This is a genomic window from Streptomyces viridochromogenes (assembly GCF_001270495.1).
GTDB classification, from domain to species: domain Bacteria; phylum Actinomycetota; class Actinomycetes; order Streptomycetales; family Streptomycetaceae; genus Streptomyces; species Streptomyces viridochromogenes_A.
The window spans coordinates 120,950-141,984 of record NZ_LGUR01000241.1 but is presented as its reverse complement, the minus strand read 5'-3'; the positions used below and the strand labels follow the sequence as shown (position 1 = coordinate 141,984).

Annotated in this window: 14 protein-coding genes; 9 read left to right on the top strand and 5 right to left on the bottom strand. The window is 71.0% G+C overall.

Translation table 11 applies throughout. The features are described 5' to 3' along the window. The first annotated feature begins 65 nt into the window (after positions 1–65). Together ADK36_RS38140 and cimA are read left to right on the top strand one after the other, a co-directional pair. Positions 66–1,331, top strand: a complete 1,266-nt coding sequence (locus ADK36_RS38140) for a TolB family protein (RefSeq protein WP_053200852.1) — start codon at positions 66–68, stop codon at positions 1,329–1,331. 307 nt (positions 1,332–1,638) lie between these two features. Continuing rightward, positions 1,639–3,243, top strand: a complete 1,605-nt coding sequence (gene cimA / locus ADK36_RS38135) for a citramalate synthase (RefSeq protein WP_053200849.1) — start codon at positions 1,639–1,641, stop codon at positions 3,241–3,243. 54 nt (positions 3,244–3,297) lie between these two features. Here cimA and ADK36_RS38130 read toward each other — a convergent pair whose 3' ends face one another. Next, positions 3,298–3,981, bottom strand: coding sequence for an SLATT domain-containing protein (locus tag ADK36_RS38130; RefSeq protein ID WP_048580605.1), 684 nt, complete (start codon positions 3,979–3,981; stop codon positions 3,298–3,300). Positions 3,982–4,172: 191 nt separating this feature from the next. Between ADK36_RS38130 and ADK36_RS38125 the strand changes: the two genes are divergently transcribed. Further along, positions 4,173–7,418, top strand: coding sequence for a metallophosphoesterase (locus ADK36_RS38125; protein WP_048580606.1), 3,246 nt, complete (start codon positions 4,173–4,175; stop codon positions 7,416–7,418). 484 nt (positions 7,419–7,902) lie between these two features. Then, positions 7,903–9,246 carry a hypothetical protein gene (locus ADK36_RS38120; RefSeq protein ID WP_053200888.1) on the top strand — a complete coding sequence of 448 codons (1,344 nt, stop codon included), beginning with the start codon at positions 7,903–7,905 and terminating at the stop codon, positions 9,244–9,246. 118 nt (positions 9,247–9,364) lie between these two features. Here the strand turns inward: ADK36_RS38120 and ADK36_RS38115 are convergent, their stop codons facing one another. Beyond that, positions 9,365–10,147: a S1 family peptidase gene (locus ADK36_RS38115; protein ID WP_048580607.1), complete on the bottom strand. Its 783-nt coding sequence runs from the start codon at positions 10,145–10,147 to the stop codon at positions 9,365–9,367. Positions 10,148–10,531: 384 nt separating this feature from the next. Continuing rightward, on the bottom strand, positions 10,532–11,557 hold the full coding sequence (locus tag ADK36_RS38110; protein ID WP_078916143.1) for a DMT family transporter: 1,026 nt from the start codon (positions 11,555–11,557) through the stop codon (positions 10,532–10,534). 76 nt (positions 11,558–11,633) lie between these two features. On the opposite strand from ADK36_RS38110, the gene ADK36_RS38105 reads away from it, so the two are divergent. Beyond that, the gene (locus ADK36_RS38105) at positions 11,634–12,281 is read left to right on the top strand and encodes a TetR/AcrR family transcriptional regulator (RefSeq protein ID WP_053200847.1); all 648 of its coding nucleotides are present in this window, start codon (positions 11,634–11,636) and stop codon (positions 12,279–12,281) included. A gap of 37 nt (positions 12,282–12,318) precedes the next feature. Next, the gene (locus ADK36_RS38100; RefSeq protein WP_048580609.1) at positions 12,319–12,888 is read left to right on the top strand and encodes a YdeI/OmpD-associated family protein; all 570 of its coding nucleotides are present in this window, start codon (positions 12,319–12,321) and stop codon (positions 12,886–12,888) included. 32 nt (positions 12,889–12,920) lie between these two features. Here the strand turns inward: ADK36_RS38100 and ADK36_RS38095 are convergent, their stop codons facing one another. Next, positions 12,921–13,466, bottom strand: a complete 546-nt coding sequence (locus ADK36_RS38095; protein WP_048580610.1) for a YceI family protein — start codon at positions 13,464–13,466, stop codon at positions 12,921–12,923. A 142-nt stretch (positions 13,467–13,608) separates the two neighbouring features. Here ADK36_RS38095 and ADK36_RS38090 point away from each other — a divergent pair, with 142 nt between their 5' ends. The 3 genes from ADK36_RS38090 (at position 13,609) to ADK36_RS38080 (ending at position 17,938) form a co-directional block, all read left to right on the top strand. Next, the gene (locus ADK36_RS38090) at positions 13,609–15,948 is read left to right on the top strand and encodes a polysaccharide lyase 8 family protein (RefSeq protein ID WP_053200845.1); all 2,340 of its coding nucleotides are present in this window, start codon (positions 13,609–13,611) and stop codon (positions 15,946–15,948) included. Positions 15,949–16,102: 154 nt separating this feature from the next. Further along, the gene (locus tag ADK36_RS38085) at positions 16,103–17,686 is read left to right on the top strand and encodes an acyl-CoA carboxylase subunit beta (RefSeq protein WP_048580612.1); all 1,584 of its coding nucleotides are present in this window, start codon (positions 16,103–16,105) and stop codon (positions 17,684–17,686) included. A 57-nt stretch (positions 17,687–17,743) separates the two neighbouring features. Further along, the gene (locus ADK36_RS38080; RefSeq protein ID WP_030051307.1) at positions 17,744–17,938 is read left to right on the top strand and encodes an acyl-CoA carboxylase subunit epsilon; all 195 of its coding nucleotides are present in this window, start codon (positions 17,744–17,746) and stop codon (positions 17,936–17,938) included. A gap of 60 nt (positions 17,939–17,998) precedes the next feature. On the opposite strand, the gene ADK36_RS38075 is transcribed toward ADK36_RS38080, so the two are convergent. Next, the gene (locus ADK36_RS38075; protein ID WP_053200842.1) at positions 17,999–21,019 is read right to left on the bottom strand and encodes an NACHT domain-containing protein; all 3,021 of its coding nucleotides are present in this window, start codon (positions 21,017–21,019) and stop codon (positions 17,999–18,001) included. Positions 21,020–21,035 lie beyond the last annotated feature (16 nt).

The window sequence follows — 21,035 nt, the reverse complement described above, 5'->3', positions numbered from 1 at the left end:
TGACCCTGTAGTGCGCGGTGCGTTTGCCTCGTAGGGAGCCGGCACCACAACAGGGGGAACAGATCTTGTACGCCAGCACACGCACCGCGCTCGCCACCGCCCTCGTCACCGCCACGGTGGCGCTCACGGCGACGTCGGTGAGCGCAGCGCCCAGAGACCCGTCCACCGAGCGGATCACCGTGTCCAGCACGGGAGAACAGGGCACCGACCACGCAGGAGGGCCCCAGCTGAGCGCGAACGGCCGCTACGCCGCGTTCTCCTCCCATGCGCCGAACCTCGTGCCCGGGGACACGAACGGCGTGGAGGACAGCTTCGTACGCGATCTGCGCACGGGCCGGTTGGAGCGGATCAGCGTCACGTCCGACGGCACCCAGGCCGACGCCGGCACCACGCCCGCGGCCATCAGCGCCAACGGCCGGTACGTCGTGCTCGTCTCGACCGCCGACAACCTCACCGACTGGCCGGAGCCGAAGGAGTACTGGGCCAAGGACATCTACGTCCACGACCGGGTCACCCACCGCACCGAGCGGGTCAGCACGACCCCCGACGGCGGCTCGGCCTACGCGCACGGCGCCGCCGCGATCTCCGACGACGGCCGGTACGTCGCTTTCACCGCCCGGCCCAACCGGATGGAGTCCGGCCAGACGGTCATCTACCCCGCCGTGTACCTCACCGACCGCCGCTCCGGCACCGTCGAGCGGATCACCAACGGGGACCACCCGGAGTGGGGCTCCTACCACCTGGACATGAGCGCGGACGGCCGGTACGTGGTCTACGACCGGTTCGGACCGCGTGGTGGGGGCGGCGCGATGATGGTGCACGACCGCCGCACCGGCACCGAGGAACAGGTCGACGTCACCCCGCAGGGCACGCCCGCCCAGCGCTACGGCCTGGACCCCTCGATCTCGGCGGACGGCCGCTACGTCGCCTTCACGTACCGCGGCGAGGACCTCGTCCCGGCCGGCACCGCGGTCAACACCAGCACCTATGTGCGCGACCTGCGGGCCGACACCACCCGCGGCATCGTCCACGACGGCACGGGCGACCCCGCGGTCATCTCCGGCCCCGAGATCAGCGGCAACGGCCGTTACGTCGCTTACGGATTCAGGGCCGCGGAGGGCCAGGACAACATCTACGTACGGGACCTGCGCACCGGCACGTCAAGCCTCGCCAGCGAGACGGTCACCGGCGGCCCCGCCACCGACGACAACGTCTACGTCACCTCGTTCGGCGGCGACGACAAGCTCCTCGGCCTCGGTTCCGGCTCCGCCCAGCTGGTCACCGGCGACACCAACGGCGTGAGTGACGGGTTCCTGCGCCGCCTGCGGTGATCAACGCAGTGCTCGCATCCTGAGACGGACGGTGAGCCCGGGGACGGTCTGTGCCAGACTGCCCCCGTGCTCTCGTTCGCCATGATTATTGGCAGCAGGCGCGCCGGTCCGCAGTGACCACCACGTACGACCAGGTACGGGTGGACACCGTCGTCCTCGACCCGCGCGCAGACCTCTCGCACCCGCGAGAGGTTTTTCTGTTTCCCGGCCCACCCGCAGCCGGGCGGAGAGCGTGAGGGACCATAGGTGGGGGCGGTGGAACCGGTCATTCCGGTAGACCGAGATCCAACACAGGAGCCTTACGACCATGACGGTAACCAGCGAGCTCGACGACTCGTTCCACGTCTTCGACACCACCCTGCGCGACGGCGCCCAGCGGGAGGGCATCAACCTCACCGTCGCCGACAAGCTGGCCATCGCACGGCACCTGGACGACTTCGGCGTGGGCTTCATCGAGGGCGGCTGGCCCGGTGCCAACCCCCGGGACACCGAGTTCTTCGCGCGCGCCCAGCAGGAGATCGACTTCAAGCACGCCCAGCTGGTCGCCTTCGGCGCGACCCGCCGCGCGGGCGGCAAGGCGAGCGAGGACCCGCAGGTCAAGGCCCTCCTGGACTCCGGCGCCCCGGTGATCACCCTCGTCGCGAAGTCCCACGACCGGCACGTCGAACTCGCCCTGCGCACCACGCTGGACGAGAACCTGGAGATGGTCCGCGACACGGTGTCCTACCTGAGCGGGCAGGGCCGCCGCGTCTTCGTCGACTGCGAGCACTTCTTCGACGGCTACCGCGCCAACCCCGAGTACGCGAAATCCGTCGTCCGTACGGCCTCGGAGGCCGGCGCCGACGTCGTCATCCTCTGCGACACCAACGGCGGCATGCTCCCCGCCCAGGTCCAGGCGGTCGTCTCCACCGTCCTCGCCGACACCGGCGCCCGGCTCGGCATCCACGCCCAGGACGACACCGGCTGCGCGGTCGCCAACACCCTCGCCGCGGTCGACGCGGGCGCGACCCACGTCCAGTGCACGGCCAACGGCTACGGCGAGCGGGTCGGCAACGCCAACCTCTTCCCGGTCGTGGCGGCCCTGGAGCTGAAGTACGGCAAGAAGGTCCTGCCCGACGGCCACCTGCGCGAGATGACCCGTATCTCGCACGCCATCGCCGAGGTCGTCAACCTCACCCCGTCCACGCACCAGCCGTACGTCGGCGTCTCCGCCTTCGCGCACAAGGCCGGCCTGCACGCCTCCGCGATCAAGGTCGACCCGGACCTGTACCAGCACATCGACCCCGAGCTGGTCGGCAACACCATGCGGATGCTGGTCTCCGACATGGCGGGCCGTGCCTCCGTCGAGCTCAAGGGCAAGGAACTCGGCATCGACCTGGGCGGCGACCGCGAGCTGGTCGGCCGGGTGGTCGAGCGGGTCAAGGAGCGCGAGCTCAAGGGCTACACGTACGAGGCGGCGGACGCGAGCTTCGAACTCCTGCTGCGCGCCGAGGTCGAGGGCAGGCCGCTGAAGTACTTCGACGTCGAGTCCTGGCGCGCGATCGTCGAGGACCGCCCCGACGGCACCCACGCCAACGAGGCCACGGTCAAGCTCTTCGCCAAGGGCGAGCGCATCGTCGCCACCGCGGAGGGCAACGGCCCGGTCAACGCCCTCGACCGCGCGCTGCGCGTGGCGCTGGAGAAGATCTACCCCCAGCTCGCCAAGCTGGACCTCGTCGACTACAAGGTCCGCATCCTGGAGGGCGTCCACGGCACCCAGTCCACCACCCGCGTCCTGATCTCCACGTCCGACGGGGCGGGGGAGTGGTCCACGGTCGGCGTCGCCGAGAACGTCATCGCGGCGTCCTGGCAGGCGCTGGAGGACGCGTACACGTACGGCCTGTTGCGGGCCGGGGTGACGCCGGCCGAGTAGGCCCGGCGGCTCGGTGGGCGGCGGCTCGGCGGGCGGTAGGCGGCGGGCGGTGGGTCACATCGCCGTGTCGCGCGGCCGGTGCGCGACCTCGCCGCCCCGGTCGCGTACGGCCTGCCGATCCAGGCGGAACAGCCCCGCCGCCCCGGGCCGCTGACCGGCGGTGTGCGATGTGGACCGGGTCAGTTCCTCGACGCCGTCCGCGAGATAGCCGATCCAGGCCGCGCTCTCGTCCTCCATGATGCGCTGAGCCTCCGTCCGCAGCCGCTCCACCACCGCGAGCAGTGCGGCCTGTTCCTTGTCGCTGGGGGAGTCCGTCGTCCTCAGGAAGGCCTGGGCCCAGTCGGCCTGGGCCTTCTTCAGGACCTGCTGCAAGGCCATCTCGGTACGGATGTACCGGGTCCAGGACGCCGAGAAGCCGAAGATCCGGTCGAACAGGACACAGCCCGCGCCACCGGCCAGGAAGACGAAACCCCACTCGGGCTGCACGATGGCCGGGTCCGCCGCGTGCACCAGCGGGGTGAGGGTGCCGACGATGCCCAGGAGGGCCGCCAGGGCGCGCAGCGAGCGTGACCACAGGGACGGCCCCCGGCGCCGGGCGAGGTACCACTCGATCGCCGCGGTCACCTCGCTCTCCGCCTGCCGGAACAGCTCCCACAACAGATCGGCCCGGCCGCGCGACCGGTCCAGCTCGGTCAGTTCCGACACCTTCATGTCCGCGGCTCTGCGCTTGCCGAGCATGCCCGCCCCCTGCCTCTCCTGCGGCCGGCCGTGCGGCGCACGGCGGCAGGAAGGCATCGTATGCACTGCCCGGCCGGGTGTCGCCCTCAAGTGGCCCACGGGTCAGGGTGGTTGAGCCCGATGACCATATTTCGCGCAGGTGCCCGCGCGTAAGCTGTTGAGGTGCGTTGCCAGGGATGCGGGGGTGTTTCATGCGGATCGTCCACATCAGTGACTTGCACGCCAGGGAGGGCTGGGAAGCCGACCAGAGCAAGCTGCTCAGGGCCTTCCTGAAGGACGTGCGGGACTTCCACGAACGGACACCGGTCGATGCGGTGATCTTCAGCGGGGACCTGGCGTTCAGCGCGCGGCCGGAACAGTTCGCCTTCGCCCGTGAGGCCCTGCTCGATCCCCTCCAGGAGCTGCTGGGACTGGACCGCGACCGCATGCTCCTGGCGCCCGGAAACCACGACGTGGACATCAGCAGGATCGACCAGTTCCAGGAGGACGGCCTCCTGTCGGGCCTGACCAGCCGGGACGCGGTCAACCGACTCCTCGACGCCAAGAACCTGACGGCCTACCTGGACCGCATGGCCCCATGGCTGGAGTTCGTGGACGACTACTACAGGGGTGCGAACGTCGAGCGGATCTCCCCGCTGGTCACCGTGCACCGCTTCACCGTGAGCGGGAGCGCGGTCGCCGTGGCGTGCCTGACGTCGGCCTGGCGGGCGACGGGGGCGGGGGACGACGCGGACCGGGCGCACCTCATCGTGGGGGACCGGCAGATGACCCAGGCCGCGGACAGTCTGGGCGACGCCGACGTGAAGATCGCCGTCATGCACCATCCGATGGACTGGCTCGCGGAGTTCGACCGCGGCGACGTAGGCAGGGAACTGGGCCGGTTCGACATGCTGTGCACCGGACACGTCCATGTCGTCGACCCCCGGGGCCTCGTGGACAAGACGGGCACCCTCATGCACAGCATGGCCGGTTCGCTCTACCAGACGCGCGACTACCTCAACGCGTACAGCGTCGTCGACGTCGACCGGGTGCGCGCCCCGCACGCCTTCACCGTGCACGTGCGCAGCTACTTCGACAGCAGGGACGCCTTCGACGAGGGCCTCAACGTGGTGCGGGGCGGCAGGCAGGTCATCGACTTCGCCGAGCCCGTCCGGCACGTCTGCGCTCCCCCGCCGGAGGAGGAGGTCGTCGCTCGCACCGCCGCGGACCTGGCCGCGGAGGGGCTCCTGGACGTCGTACGGGAGCGGAGCCTGATCCTGGCCCCGGACCGGTCGCAGTTGGACCTGGACCGCCTGCTCGTCGCACCGGTCATGCTGCATCTGCCGGTCGACCAGTACCTGGCGCTGACGGACCTGGAGGAGGGCAGGATCCCGCCCGACGACCTGGTGGCCAGCCTCTCCGAGCACCGCCAATTCGTCATCGTCGGCGACGAGTACAGCGGCCTGACCAGCACGCTGCAGTGGCTGACGTACACCGCCTACCGCCTGGACGCCCAGTACGCCCCCGTGGTCATCGACTTCACCGCGGTGGAGAGCGGCGGGAACGGCATCGACCGGGAGGTGCGCACACAGCTCGCCCGGGCCGGAATCCCCACCGGGAAGCGGGACGTCCTGCCCCGCCTCGCGCTGGCCGTGGACAACGTCACCCCGCTGGCCGAGAAGCGGCTGAGGAACCTGCTCAAGTTCATGGCGCAGCACCCCGAGAACATGTACATCCTCGGCTCCCGGACCACCGCCGGGCAGCGGCTCAGCGAGGAGATGAGCCGAGAGGGCTGGACGTGCCGTGTCCGCTACATCGGCCCCTTCGGCCGCCGGGAGCTGCGGGCCCTGGTGCGTCTGCTGCGCCCGGAAGAGAGCGACTCCGACGTGACCGCGATGCTCGACCTGCTCAGCCGCGGCAGGCTGCCCCGCACGCCCGCCATGCTGGCCGCCCTGGTCGCCACCGCCGGACAGGGCGACTGGACGGCCGGAGCCAACAGCACCGCCATCCTGGAGTCGTACCTCGGGCTGCTGCTGGGCCGTGACGACCCGAGCGTCGACCGCCGTTTCGAACTCGACTTCCGGGAGCTCCAGGACATCCTGTCCTGCCTGAACGAGAAACTCACCCTGGAGGGCAAGGACGCCCTGCCCCGCATGGAGGCCGAACGGTTCCTGCTGGACTACTTCAACGGGCTGGGCTGGTTCGAGCCCTCGGCCGCCGTCCTGGACGCACTCATCGCCAAGCGGATCCTCGGTCAGCGCGACGGCCTGATCTACTTCTGCCAGCCCATGGTCCGTCCCCTGCTGGCGGCGTATCGCATGGAGGTCTCCCAGGAACTCCGGACGCTGGTGCTGGAAAACCCTCTGGACTACGCGCAGGTGATCCGGCACGCGGCCGCGCTGCGCCGCAACGACGCCTCGCTGCTGCGCAATGTCATGGACGGTTTCCGGGAGCTGCGCGAACGCCTCGGCGACGGCGCCAACGACCCGTTCTCGGTGCTGGCGACAAGGGAGGGCTGGCGGGCGCAGGACGACACGGAGTCACTGCTGGACGAGTTCTGGCCCACCGACCTCGCCTACACGCCGACCACGCCACCGCCCGAGGTCCAGGGGGAACTCAACCTGGTGCTGGACGAGTTGCAGGACCAGGCCGACGCCGTTCGGACCATGGTCCAGGACAACCGCCCGGGCGGCGAGGCCAACCGCTCCGACTTCGAGGTGTTCGTCGAGTGGCTCGACCTCCTCGCCGACGTGCTCCGCAGCAGCGAACTCGTCCGGGACCTGGACCTCAAACGTCAGGCGCTGCGGCTGACCCTGAACGGCTACGGCGTGCGGGCCGCCCTGATGGCCGACGAGTGGACGAGGCTCGACACCGGGCGGGGTATCCGGGAAGCACTCTCGGAGGCCCTGGAGCGGCAGGAGATCCGAGAGGCCCTCGTGGACGGGCAGGAGGTGTCGGACGGTGAGTTCGACGAGCTGATGGGCCGGCTGGCACTCCTCTCTCCCGTCCTCGCCTCGTACGCGTTGCTGTCCCAGGTCCTGGTCAGCGGCAAGCTCTCCCGGCTGACGGCCGAGGCCCTCGGCCAGGAGGACTTCATCGAACAGCCTGGGCAGGCGCTGATGGCCGTGCTGCTCATGCGGCGCATGGGCGACCGGGACTGGGTCCGCCATGCGGCGGCCGTCGTGAAACGGCACGGCGAGCGGGACGTGATCGGTGAGATCCTGCGGCTCTTCGTCCTGACCAGCTATGTCCGGACGGATCTGGGCCGGGAGGAACTGGCGGCGTACGAGTCCCTCCTCGTCGACATCGCCGCCCAGCGCAAGGAGCTCCCGACCGAGGGGCCGTCGCCCGCTCGTGACTACCGGCGCAATCAGTTGGTGACCGGGCTGCGCAACCGGCGTCTGCAGTTTCTCCAGCGCGGCGGGGACAGCGACGACAAGCGGATCGAGGCGCCCTGAACCGTCCCCGGCCCGGCCACGCACGCCGAACTTCTTGATCGGCGCCGTCGGAGCGGGCATCGCGCGGCTGGTGCCGGCCCCGGTCGTGGTCCCGGCCCCGGCCCCGGCCTCGGCCCCGGCCTCGGCCCCGGCCTCGGCCCCGGCCCCGGCCCCGGCACCGGCCCCGGCCCCGGCACCGGCCCCGGCCCCGGCCCCGGCCTCGGCCCCGGCCCCGGCCCCGGCCTCGGCACCGGCCCCGGCACCGGCACCGGCCCCGGCCCCGGCCCCGGCCCCGGCCCCGGCCTCGGCACCGGCACCGGCCCCGGCCCCGGCCTCGGCCCCGGCCTCGGCCCCGGTCGTGGCCCCGGCCACGGCCCCGGCCTCGGCACCGGCGTCGGCGTCGGCCCTGGTCCCGGTCCCGGCCTCGGCCCCGGTCGTGGCCCCGGTGGGATTCCGGCCACCGGGACCGATCCCTTTTCCCCGCCCATCAGGTAGCGTCGAAGGTATGAGGACTCCGCTCTTCCGGGGCCTCATGCGCTTGCTGATCGTGCCGGTCGCCGCGACGGTCGCGGTGCTCACGGCTGGCGCGCCCGGCGCACATGCGGCCACCGACCTCTCGAAGGTCGCCGAGGCGTTGCGCGAGGATCCCGTCTACGTGGACCCCGCCGCCTCGGACCTGCTGTCGTCCGCGGACGCCGAGGCGCTCGCCGACAAGATCGAGGACGCCGACAAGCCTGTCTTCGTGGCAGTCCTCCCGGCCGGAGAGTCGGACGAGGTCTTCCGGAACCTCCGTACCGAGACCGGCATCACCGGCCTGTACGCCATCCGCAGCGGCGCCGAGTTCGGCGCGGCGGCCGACCCCGTGGTGCTGTCCGAAGACGCGGTGGACAACCTGGTCGCGGCCGTGCGGGGTACGGACGACCCCAAGGCCCAGCTGAACGACTTCGTCGACTCCGCCCTGCGCAACGTGGGCGGCACGGCCCCCGCGAGCTGGAGCGACGGCGGGAGCGGCGCGGGCGTGGACGCCTCCGGGCTGATCGCTGTCGGCGCGGTGCTGGTGGCGGGCGGCGCGGGCGCGTACGCGCTGGTCCGGCGCACCCGGCGGCGCCACGAGGCGGAGCGGCGGGCGGCGCTGGAGAAGCTGCGGGTCGTGGTCGACGAGGACATCACCGCCTTCGGCGAAGAGCTGGACCGTCTGGACTTCCACCCGGCGGAACCCGGCGCCGACGACGCGATGCGTGCGGACTACGAGAGCGCCCTGGACGCCTACGAGCAGGCGAAGCGGTCCATGGACTCCGCCCGCAGACCGGAGGAGGTCAAAGCAGTCACCCAGGCCCTGGCGGACGGTCGCTTCTCCCTCGCCCAGCTGGCCGCCCGCCGGGAGGGCCGCCCCCTTCCGGAGCGCCGCCCGCCGTGCTTCTTCGACCCGCGGCACGGCACTGCGGTGGCCGACGAGACCTGGACGCCGTCCGGCGGGAGCGCCCGTGAGGTCCCGGTCTGCGCGGCCGACCGTACCCGGCTGTCCGAAGGCCGCGACCCCGCGATCCGCGAGGTCGACACGGAGTACGGCCGCCGGCCGTACTGGGACGCCGGCCCGGCCTACGGACCCTGGGCAGGCGGCTACTTCGGCGGCGGCATTCTCCCCGGCCTCCTCATCGGCACGATGCTGGGCAGCATGATGGCCGCCCCGGCCTACGGGGCCGACTACGGCGCGGGCTACGGCTACGGCGAGGGCGGCTACGAGGGCGGCGACGTGTCCGGGGCGGACTTCGACGCCGGGGGCTTCGACGGCGGGTTCGGCGGCGGGGACTTCGGCGGGGGAGGCTTCGACGGCGGCGGAGGCTTCTGAAATCGAGGCTTCTGCAATCGAGGCCGGGAAAGCGGCACGGGCCCGGTGTCCGAAGACACCGGGCCCGCGCTACAGGCGTGATGCGGGCCTGATGCAGGCCCGATGCAGGCAGGTCAGGTCAGAGAGAGGCCGCGGCCGAAGCGATCGCGGAGGCGAACGTCGAGACCTCGGTGTAGACACCCGGCGCGTTCGGCCGGGCGCAGCCTATGCCCCAGCTGACGATGCCGACCTGGATCCAGGCGTTGCTCGCGTCCCGGCGGAACATCGGGCCGCCGGAGTCGCCCTGGCAGGTGTCGACGCCACCGGACGGAAGGCCGGCGCAGATCTCCTCGCTCGCGATGAGGCCGCTGTAGCCGCTGTAGGCACGGCACTGGGCGTCGCTGACGAACGGCACGTTGGCCTTGAGCATGTAGCGCTGCTGGCCGCCGCCCTCGGTGGCCGCGCCCCAGCCGGCCACGGTGAAGGTGCCGGTGTTGTACTGCGTGGTGGTGGCGATCTTCAGCGTCGGCAGGTTGATGGGCTGGGCGAGCTTGATGAGCGCCCAGTCCTTGCCGTTGCCGTTGTAGCCGGGGGCCTGCAGCACCTTGGTGGAGCGGACCTGGACACGACCGCTGGTGGACTGCAGGTCCACGACACCGGCGGTGGCCGTGATGCTGGTGTTGTTGCCGGAGCCGCTCACGCAGTGCGCGGCGGTGAGCACGATCTGCTGGGTGTAGAGCGCGCCGCCACAGCCCATGGAGAGCCGGACCATGAACGGGAACTCGCCCTGCGTGGCACGGGTTCCGCCGACGACACGCGTCTCGGCCGCGTTGGCGGCCGAGACGGGCTGGAGGCTGACGATCGCGAGTGCGGCGGCGCCGAGGACCGCGCATCTCTTGAGCGCGGTGAGGAGCTTCTTCAACGTGATGCCTTCCGTGGGGGGTTGGACATGCGAACGTAGAGAGCGCTGATACGTCAGGGCATGCCGAACAGAGGGAGAGCGATGATGGGAACGCCCTCCGCCCTCGTGACATGCGCCGGTCAATTCTGTTGCTGGATTATGTGGACCCTGTGAGCGCACCGGCAAGGGGCCGATTCCAGCCACACCCGAATCAGGACACGGGCCTCACGGCCGAACGCCCCGCGTGTTCCGCTCCCCGGCGGCATGCCACCAGGCGGGCGGCGAGGGGCCGTTGGCGACAGCGTCGCCCGACCGGGATGCAGCCCGAGCCGCCACAGGGCGCTGGCCTCGACCTGGAGCGTGATCCAGGCCCGGCAGCGCCGGCCGACGCTGATCAGCCCGACATCACGAGCACCCACCCGAAAGTCGGTGGCCGGAGTCTGAGGGCTTCGGGGCTGGAGAGGCTGGACACGGGGGCCGGTCATGCGGGCCCCGGTGAGAGGATCCAGCGGTTTTCGCGGTTTCCGAATCCGGGGCACGCCGTTTCCGTGCACGGGTTCGAGGCGTGTCGCCCTCGCGCTGTACGACGGCGACGGCGACGAGGCCGACGGTCAGGCCGAGGGCGGTCTGCACGCCGAACGGCTCACCGAACATGAGCGCACCCCAGACCGCCGTGACCGGAGCCATGAGGAACATCAACGCGTTGACCTCGGTGACTCCGGAGCGTCGCAGGATGACCCAGTACAGCCCGTACCCGCCGAAGGTGGACAGGACGACGAGCCAGGCGATCGCGACCCAGAAGCCGGACTCGGCGGGCGGCTCGGCCGCTCCCGTGCTCACGGCGAACACGGTGAACAACACGGCACTGGTGGCGCAGTGGATGGTCATCGCCACCCCGGGCGCGACCGGTGCGGGGGAGCGGCTCTCCAGGAAGGTGGCCGCCACCAGCGAGAGCATGCCGAGGAACGGGACGAGATAGGCCCACGGGGCGACCCCGGTCGCGGCCGCGGCGTCGGCCGCGGTGACGACGGCGACGCCGGTCACCCCCAGACACAGGCCGAGCCACTGCCGACGGGAGACGTACTGCCGCAGCAGCGGCCCGGCCAGCGCTCCGGCGACGAGCGGCTGAACCCCGTCGATCAGGGCCGTGGTGCCGCTGGAGACCCCGAGCTGGATGGCGTAGTAGACGGTGAGCAGATAGCCGCTCTGCGACAGCACGCCGATCGCGGCCTGCCGTGCGGCGTCCCGCGCGGTGAGGCCCCGCCACGACGCGCGCCCCACCGTGCCGGCGACGACGGCCAGGATCACGGCGAGCGGCAGGAACCGCCACATCAGGACCGTGACCGCGGCCGCGCTCCCCGCACCGAGCTTGGCGCCGATGAACCCGGAGCTCCAGCAGAGGACGAAGGCGATCGAGAGCAGAGCGTTCACGGGGATCACACCCACTAGACAGATCGGTATACCTGGCTCCAGGCCTCCACTATACAGATCGGTATATTCTCGGGGTATGGCCACCACGGAGCAGTCGCAGCGCATCACGATGACGCCAGCCGCGCGGCGCGTCCTGGAAGCCGCCGAGCGGCTGTTCTACGAGCGCGGCATCCACGCCGTCGGGGTGGATCTCATCGCCGCGGAGGCGGGGGTGACCAAGAAGACGCTCTACGACCGCTTCGGCTCCAAGGAGCGGATCGTCGTGGAGTACCTGGCGGGCCGGGACGAGCGCTGGCGGGCGTTCCTCGCGCAGTACGTCGACGACCATCTCGACGCGGCGCACGCGACGGCGAGGGCACGCGTCCTGGCCGTGTTCGACGCCTCCCGCGCATGGTCGGCGGAGCAGGCGTCCAAGGGATGCAGCATGGTCAACGCACACGCCGAGATCGGCGACCCCTCCCACCCCGCCCACCCGGTCATCACGGGCCAGAAGGAGTGGATGCTGGCCCTGTTCACGGGCCTCGCCGAGGACATCGCCTCGAATGCGCCGGACGGCGCGCTCGACGCGGCCCGCTTGGGCCGCACCCTCATGCTCCTGCACGAGGGAGCCCTCGTCGCCCACGGCTTGAACGTCTTCCCGGACCCCATCGCGCACGCCCGCGAACAGGCCGAAGCTCTCCTCGAGCCATACGAGCCATACGAGCCGTACAGGGCGGCCCATTAGGACGGAATCTGACCCCTTCCCCGCCTAGCGTGCCCGTATGACCCCACCCGACGCCGCGCAGCCCCTCGCCTTCGAGTCCGCCGCCGCCCTCGACGCCTGGCTGGCCGAGCACCCCGCCCCGCACCCCGGCCTGTGGGTCAAGGTCGCCAAGAAGGGCTCCGGCATCCCTTCCGTCAGCGCCGCCGAGGTCAACGACATGGCCCTGTGCCACGGCTGGATCACGGGGCAGCGCAAGGGACTCGACGCGTCGTACTACACGCAGCGGATCACCCCGCGCCGGCCCGGGAGCCTCTGGTCGATGGTCAATGTGCGGCGGGTGGCGGAACTGGTCGCCGAGGGCCGTATGCGCCCTTCCGGCCTCGCCGAAGTGGACGCCGCCAAGGCGGACGGGCGCTGGGAGGCGGCGTACGAGTCGCAGAGCAACGCACGGGTCCCGGACGAGCTGACCGCCGCGCTGGAGGAGAACCCGCGCGCCAGGGCGGTCTTCGAGAAGCTGGGCAGGACCGACCGCTACCAGGTCATGCTGGGCCTCCTGCGCGCCCGGACCCCACGCGGCCGGGAGGCCCAGGTCGCCGCGATCCTCCGGGAACTGACGAGGCGCCGGTGAGCACATGGCTCACCGGCGCCCAAGTGGAAGCGTCACGCGTTCCTGATCGCCGAGATGTCGAAGTTCAGCTTGATCTTGTCGGAGACCAGCACGCCGCCCGTCTCCAGCGCCGCGTTCCAGGTCAGGCCCCAGTCGGAGCGCAGGAGCGTCGCCTTGCCCTCGAACCCAACGCGCTCGTTGCCGAAGGGGTCCTTCGCGGCGCCGTTGAACTCAAGGTCGATGGTGAGCGGTTTGGTGGTGCCGAGGATCGTCAGGTCGCCGGTGATGCGGTAGTCGTCGCCGCCGACGGCCTCCGCCGAGGTCGAGCGGAAGGTCATCGTCGGGAACTCGTCGATCTTGAAGAAGTCCGCGCTCTTCAGGTGGGCGTCACGGTCCGCGGAACCGGTGTCGATGCTGTCCATCTTGACGTCGATCGACGCCGAGGACGCGGACGGGTTCCCCCCGTCCAGGTGCAGCGAGCCGCTGAAGTCGAGGAACTTGCCCTTGACGTTGGTGACCATGGCGTGGCGGACGGTGAAGCCGATCGTGGAGTGGGCCGCGTCGATCGTGTAGTCGCCGGTGAGCTCGGGGTTCGCCATGACGTGCTCCTTCGAAGCGATGTGAGTGATGTTGAATCTTTAACTACATCAACGCCACCGACCGTAGACCTATTCCGTTCGGGATTCAACGGCATCCGTAAAGTGTTGGCGTGATTACGGTGAGGTGGTAGATGCCCAGGACATGACCTCTCAGCGCACAGGGCTCACGAGACCCACCCGCCGAGCCGTCCTGCTCGCGGCGGCGCTCCTGGCCGCGCCCGCTCCCGCCGCCCGCGCCGCCTCCGCCGACGCCTACGACACCCTCCGCCTGCGCTGGCTCGACATCGCCCTCGGCACCGGCTACGACCCGGCGGCGGAGCCGTACGCCTCCCGCCTCGCGGAGACCGGCACCCTCGCCCGCGGTTTCCGGGCCACCATGGCCCCCACCCCCACCTCCCTCTGGCCCGGCCACCCCTACGACCCGCCCGCCGGCATCACCCAGAGCTACGGCCGCCTGTGGACGATGACCCAGGCCTACGTCCAGTCCGGCACCGGTTCCACGGCCGACCCGGCACTCCTCGCCGACGTCCTGCGCGGCCTCGACCACCTCTCCGCCACGGTCTACAACCCCTCCACCACCCGCTACGGCAACTGGTGGGAATGGCAGATCGGCAGCCCGCGCCTGCTGACGGACATCACGGCCGCCCTCTACGACCACCTCACCGAGGCGCGGATCGCCGCCGCCTGCGCGGCCGTCGACCACTTCATCCCGGACGCGATGCTGACGGACTACTCCGGCACCTCCACCGGCGCCAACCGCGTCGACCTCTGCCGCAGCGTCGCCCTGCGCGGCATCCTCGGCCGGACCCCGGCGAAGATCGCGCTCGCCCGTGACGCCCTCTCCCCGGTCTTCCCGTACGTCACGAAGGGCGACGGCCTCTACGCCGACGGCTCGTTCGTGCAGCACACCTGGGTCGCCTACTCCGGCACCTACGGACAGGTCCTCCTCGACGGCCTCGGCCGCCTCTTCGCCCTGCTCGCCGGATCCGAGTGGGAGGTCACCGACCCCCGCAAACAGATCGTCCTCGACAGCGTCGAGCGGGCCTACGCGCCCCTCATCCACGACGGGTTGGTGATGGACAGCGTCAACGGCCGTGCCATCAGCCGGGGTTACCTCAAGAGCGACGACCGGCAGGTGATGCGCAGCGACCACTACCACGGGCAGGGAATCATCGCCGCGATCGCCCTCCTCGCGGGCGGCGCGAGCGCGGCGGAACGCGAGCGCTGGTACGGCCGCGTCAAGGGGTGGATCGAACGGGACACGGTCACCCCGATCTTGACGTCCCGTCAGTTCGGCGTCGCCGACCTCGCCCGGCTGCACACCGTCGCCGGGGCACCGGTCCCCGCCGCCCCCGAACCGGCCGGCCACCACCTCTTCGCGGCCATGGACCGGGCCGTGCACCGCCGCCCCGGCTTCGTCGCGAACCTCGCCATGGCCAGCGACCGGATCGCCCACTACGAGTGCGGCAACGGCGAGAACCCGCGCGGCTGGCACACCGGTGCAGGGATGCTCTCCTGGTGGGCGGAGGGCCTCGGCGGCCGGGCCGATCAGTACACGGACTGGTACTGGCCGACCGTCGACTGGTACCGCCTCCCCGGCACGACCGTCTCCACGAAGCGCCTCCCGGACCGGGCGGGCGGCGAATGGGGCGAGCCCAAGCCCGACGTGCGCTGGGTCGGCGGCACGACCGACGGCGAGTACGCGGCGATCGGGCAGCACCTGAAGGGACTGGGGTCGACGCTCGAAGCCCGCAAGTCGTGGTTCTGCGTCGACGACTCCGTGATCTGCCTCGGGGCCGGGATCAGCTGCTCCGACGGCGTCCCCGTCGAGACCGTCGTCGACAACCGCAACCTGGGGGAGGGCGGCACCCCGGCCTTCGTACGCGGACCGGGCTGGGCGCACCTGGAGGGCCACGGCGGCTGGGTGGTGCCGTACGGCGATCTGCGCACCCTGCGCGAGGACCGCACCGGCGCCTGGGCCGACATCAACACCACCAGTACGACGGAGCGCCGCACCCGCCGCTGGCAGACCCTCTGGCTGGACCACGGCACGGACCCGACGGACGCGACCTACCTGTACGTGCTCATGCCCGGCGCGGGCCGGCGCGAGGTCGCGGTCCGGGCCGCACAGGGCCGCCGCCGGCTGTCGGTCCTTGCCAACGACAGCGCGCGCCAGGCGGTGCACGTCCCCTCCCTGGGCCTGACGGCCGCCAACTTCTGGCAGCCGGGCACGGTCGGGCCGCTCACCGTCTCGGCCGGCGCGAGTGTGCTGCTCCGCCGCCGGGGCCGTACCGCTACGCTCTGCGTGAGCGAGCCGCCGCGCACGGGTGAACCGCTGGAGATCACCTGGGACCACCCCGTACGCCGGGTCCGGCACGCGGACGACACGGTCGAGATCCTCTCGACGGGACGCCGACTGCGCCTCCGTGTCACTCCGGGGATGGTATGTGCCACCCACCGATGTGAGGTGGCTCTCGGCTGACGGCTTTGTGCGACCCCCACAACGCGGATGCCCTCTGAGCAGTCGGAATGGCTGCACGCCGTGATGGTTCTGTTCAGGGGTACCAGGAAATGGGTCCGAGGACTGTACGGAGTCAACGGCTCGCTTTCCTCGGTGTCCTTCGTAAGGTCGCTACATGACCGTTTTGGATGAGGCACCGGGTGAGCCGATCGACGCCCGCGGGCGGACGGCCGAGCTGCACGAGATCCGTGCGCAGGCGCTGGCCGGCCCGAGCGAGAAGGCGACCACGGCGCAGCACGCCAAGGGCAAGCTGACCGCCCGGGAGCGGATCGAGCTGCTCCTGGACCCGGGCTCCTTCCGGGAGGTCGAGCAGCTGCGCCGACACCGGGCCCAGGGCTTCGGCCTGGAGACCAAGAAGCCGTACACCGACGGTGTCATCACCGGCTGGGGCACGGTGGAGGGCCGCACGGTCTTCGTCTACGCCCATGACTTCCGCATCTTCGGCGGCGCGCTGGGCGAGGCCCACGCCACGAAGATCCACAAGATCATGGACATGGCCATCGCGGCCGGTGCCCCGCTGGTCTCCCTGAACGACGGCGCGGGCGCCCGTATCCAGGAGGGCGTCTCGGCGCTCGCCGGCTACGGCGGCATCTTCCAGCGCAACACCAAGGCGAGCGGGGTGATCCCGCAGATCTCGGTGATGCTGGGCCCGTGCGCGGGTGGCGCGGCCTACTCGCCCGCCCTGACGGACTTCGTCTTCATGGTCCGCGAGACCTCCCAGATGTTCATCACCGGCCCGGACGTGGTCAAGGCGGTGACGGGCGAGGAGATCACCCAGAACGGCCTCGGCGGCGCGGACGTGCACGCCGAGACGAGCGGCGTCTGCCACTTCGCCTACGACGACGAGGAGACGTGCATCGCGGAGGTCCGCTACCTCCTCTCGCTGCTGCCCCAGAACAACCGTGAGAACCCGCCGCGCGTGGAGGCCACGGACCCCGCAGACCGCCGCTCGGACGTCCTGCTGGACCTGGTCCCGGCGGACGGCAACCGGCCGTACGACATGGCCAAGGTCATCGAGGAGATCGTCGACGACGGCGAGTACCTGGAGGTCCACGAGCGCTGGGCGCGGAACATCATCTGCGCGCTCGCCCGGGTGGACGGCCAGGTGGTGGGCATCGTGGCCAACCAGCCCCAGTCCCTCGCCGGTGTCCTGGACATCGAGGCATCGGAAAAAGCTGCGCGCTTTGTCCAGATGTGTGACGCTTTTAACATCCCGATCGTCACTTTCCTGGACGTTCCCGGGTTCCTCCCCGGCGTCGACCAGGAACACGGCGGAATCATCCGGCACGGTGCCAAGCTCCTCTACGCCTACTGCAACGCGACCGTGCCGAGGATCTCGCTGATCCTGCGCAAGGCGTACGGAGGTGCCTACATCGTCATGGACAGCCAGTCCATCGGCGCCGACCTCACCTACGCCTGGCCGACGAACGAGATCGCCGTGATGGGCGCGGAGGGTGCGGCCAACGTCATCTTCCGCCGGCAGATCGCCGAGGCCGAGGACCCCGAGGCCATGCGGGCCCGCATGGTCAAGGAGTACAAGTCCGAGCTCATGCACCCGTACTACGCGGCCGAGCGCGGCCTGGTGGACGACGTGATCGACCCCGCGGAGACCCGCGAGGTGCTCGCCAGGTCCCTGGCGATGCTCCAGACCAAGCACGCCGACCTGCCGTCCCGCAAGCACGGCAACCCCCCGCAGTAACCCAGCGGATCATTCGCGGTACCCCCGCGGAAACCTCTCTCACGGAGACTGTGACCTATGAGCACCCCTGACATCCGCGTCGAGAAGGGCCACGCCGAGCCCGAGGAAGTCGCCGCCATCACGGCGATCCTCCTGGCCCGCGCCGCCGCCCAGCCGTCCGACCCCGCCCCGGCCCACCGAGGCAGGGCGAAGGCGGGCTGGCGCCGCCTGGAGCGCGAGCCGGGCTTCCGGGCCCCGCACAGCTGGCGCTGAGTTCTGAGTGTGGCCACGGCCCCGTTCTCCCGGGTGGGAGGGCGGGGCCGTGGTGTGCGTTCAGTGGATGCTGACGTCGACGCCGGGGAAGTCCAGGGCGTCGCGGTCGGCGGGGAGGACACAGTCGTAGAGGCTGAGTCGCTTCACCTTGGGCGGGGTGAACCCGGGCGACTTCAGCCACGCGTCGACATCGATGGTGTGGAGGGTCAGGCTCAACTCGGGCAGTGCGGCCACCACGTGCAGGCCCTTGGGCAGACATACCTCCTTGGTGGTCAGCGTGAGCCGCCACGGACCGGAGCAGTCCCCGAAGTGAGTCAGGTCGGTGGCCGCGCTCACGTCCCACAACGACAGGTGGGTGAGCCGCGGCCCCATCCGTAGGCTGTCCAGGTCCGGGGTGTCGCTGACGTCCAGGAACAGGTACAGCAGATTCGGCAGCTCCGCCAGTACGGCGAGGTGCCTCAGCGACATGTTGTCGCCTCTGAGGCCGAGGTACTTCAGGCCGGGGTGGTTCCGGAGCGCCCGGAGGTCGACCTCACCGCGCAGCCGGAACGCGGAGAGATCCGTCAGGGGCGGCAGGTCGCCCACTGCCGCGAACTCCGTGAAGGGGTACCGGATGGACAGGTCGGTGAGCGATCTCAACCGGGACGCGGCCCGTCGTTGGGCGGAGTGCGTGAGTTTCACGAGGTGGCCGCCGAGCGGCACCCGCGAAAGGATCCGGTCCGCATAGGCGTCCGCCTCGAAATACGCCCAGGCCTCGATGAGTTCAAGGATCACCTCATGGCGGCCGTCGCCCGTGAACCCCTCCAGTACCTCCAACGCCTCCTCCCCGCCGATCAGCGCGGCCGTGCGCACGGTCTGCGCCGCCGCCCGCTCGGTCAGCTCCCCACCGGCCCGCGGCAGGTTCCGCAGCAGGCTCGGCCCCACCGCTGCCAGCGAGGGCGGGTCTGTCTTCCTGCGGGGCGGAAGCAGCGCTGAGAGAGCGTCCTCCAGCCGCTCCGCCAACGCCTCCGACACCGACGGCAACGTCTCCTGGCAGGACGCCGCCACCAACCGCAACGCCCGCGCGTGCCGAGGTTCCTCCTCCGCCCGGTCCAGGATCCCGCCGATCAGTTCCTCCCGCTGACGGGCGTTCGCGTGCCCCGCCGCCATGATGACGGTCTCCCGCCACAGGTCCAGATGCGCCCGCCCGACCAGATTCCCCATCCGGTCCTCCTCGGCGGCCTCCTCCGCGGCGAGGTACTCCTGGAAGGTCCGGTGCACGAAGTCCAGCCGCTCCTGCGCGGGGGAGCGGAGCAGCCCCGACCGGTCCCGCAACTGCCGCAGTACCGCCTCGCCGTCCATCGGCTCCAGATGCCGCATCGCCCTGAGTCGCGCGCCCACATGAACCGCGGCCTGCTCCAGCGAGATCTCGCTGCGGTTGTTGTCCGACAGCCGCCACGCCAGGTCCCGCAGCAGGATCAGCTTGTCGCCCAGGCTCAACGCGCTGTCCACCGCGCTCGGCACATTGCGGTGGGCGTCCCGGTCGTGGACCAGCGTGTGCAGCGCACTGCGGTACAACTCCATCCGGTCCCGGGGCAGTTGCCGCCCCCGGTTCAGATGCATGGCGCACAGCATCGCCGCCAGCAACGGCGTCCCCGCCAGCGACTGAAGATGCGCCCGGTCCTTCAGGCTCGTCAGCAACGACTGCTCGTACTGCGGGAGTTCGTCCACCGTGCACGGCAACTCGTCGCCCAGCTCCCGCACCGCCTGATGCCACTGCCGGACGAACGCCGCGAGGTCCGGCGGTGTCATACGGTCCAGATGCAGCGCCGCGAAGTCCTCCCGCCGCAGCCAGTCCGCCCCCGCGGCCGCAGGACGCGAGGTCACCACCACCCGCACGTCCCCGTACGTCGACAGCAGCCGGCGCAGCCAGTCCCGTACCGCCCGCCGCTCCCGGTCGAGCAGTTCGTCCACGCCGTCGATCAGCAGCAGCGCCCGGCCGCTGTCGAGCCGGCGTTCCACCCAGCCCCTGGGCATGATCCCGGTCAGCGGCGAGGCCACACCGTCGAGCATGGCCTCCGGCGCGGGCAGCGTACGGCCGCTGTACTCGCGCAGCTTCACGAACACCGGCGTGAGGCCGTTCCAGTCCGTCAGCTCGCCCGTGAAGGCGCCCCGTGCCGCCGTGACCGCCAGCCAGCGCAGCAACGTGGTCTTGCCCGAGCCCGCCTCGCCGCGCAGCAGGACCCGGGAGGAACCACGCAAGGCGGCCTCCACGCGCATCCCGGAGCCCTCGACGTCCGCGGTCTCCCAGTCGCTCATGTCGGCCCGCAGACGGGGCAGTGAGCGCGCCGTACGCCGCCACGCGCCGTCGTCCCCGGTGGCGCGCAGACTGACGTACGCCACCGACAGCCGTACCTGGGCGGCCGCGCGGTCGGAGGTGCGCCGGAACAGCTCCACCTCGTCCAGGCTCTCGCTGACCAGCTCCAGATAGCGGCGCCGGAACGCGGTGTCCTGGTCCGTGCCGTCCGGGGCGAACAGGGAGCGGTCCGGGAGCCGTTCGAGGACGCGGGCCACCTCGCCGCCCAGGGTGGAGGTCCGCACCAGCAGCTCCGCCGCCGCCCGCTCCTCGAACACCGGCAGCCCGCGCACGATCCGGACGTAGTACTCCACGCACTCGGTGAACAGCCGCTCGTACAAGCGGCCTTCCGCCTCGCCCAGCCCCACCGGGGCCCGCCCGGACCGGGTGATCCGCCGGATCAGTTCGGCCGGCTGGGCGTCCGCCGCGAGCAGCGCCTCGTCGGAGAGGTCCGCCGCCGCGAACGTGTCGCACACGGCGTCGATCACGGCCTGCCGCCCGGACTCCTCCAGTCCCCTGAACTCGTGCTCCAGGAACGGCTCCAGACGGTCGAACACCGCGTCGGCGATCTGCTCGAACTGCCGCTTCACACTCCGTGAGAACTTCACGCCGGGCACCCGCACCCGGGCCAACTCCTCAAGGGACAGGTGGCGTTCCTGATCACGCCGCTTGCCCCCGAGCCAGATCTGCGCCGCCGTGTTCGCCACAGTCGTGCCCAGCCGTAATGCGGCCGTCTCCGCGATCACCCTCGGCTCCCCTCCC

What these genes read in the sequence shown, in the direction of transcription:
- ADK36_RS38095 (WP_048580610.1), bottom strand. Translation starts at nt 13,466, where the DNA reads ATGGCGAACCCCGAGCTCACCGGCGACTACACGATCGACGCGGCCCAC.
- ADK36_RS38130 (WP_048580605.1), bottom strand. Translation starts at nt 3,981, where the DNA reads ATGCTCGGCAAGCGCAGAGCCGCGGACATGAAGGTGTCGGAACTGACC.
- ADK36_RS38105 (WP_053200847.1), top strand. Translation starts at nt 11,634, where the DNA reads ATGGCCACCACGGAGCAGTCGCAGCGCATCACGATGACGCCAGCCGCG.
- ADK36_RS38120 (WP_053200888.1), top strand. Translation starts at nt 7,903, where the DNA reads ATGAGGACTCCGCTCTTCCGGGGCCTCATGCGCTTGCTGATCGTGCCG.
- ADK36_RS38090 (WP_053200845.1), top strand. Translation starts at nt 13,609, where the DNA reads ATGACCTCTCAGCGCACAGGGCTCACGAGACCCACCCGCCGAGCCGTC.
- ADK36_RS38100 (WP_048580609.1), top strand. Translation starts at nt 12,319, where the DNA reads ATGACCCCACCCGACGCCGCGCAGCCCCTCGCCTTCGAGTCCGCCGCC.
- ADK36_RS38125 (WP_048580606.1), top strand. Translation starts at nt 4,173, where the DNA reads ATGCGGATCGTCCACATCAGTGACTTGCACGCCAGGGAGGGCTGGGAA.
- ADK36_RS38085 (WP_048580612.1), top strand. Translation starts at nt 16,103, where the DNA reads ATGACCGTTTTGGATGAGGCACCGGGTGAGCCGATCGACGCCCGCGGG.
- ADK36_RS38080 (WP_030051307.1), top strand. Translation starts at nt 17,744, where the DNA reads ATGAGCACCCCTGACATCCGCGTCGAGAAGGGCCACGCCGAGCCCGAG.
- cimA (WP_053200849.1), top strand. Translation starts at nt 1,639, where the DNA reads ATGACGGTAACCAGCGAGCTCGACGACTCGTTCCACGTCTTCGACACC.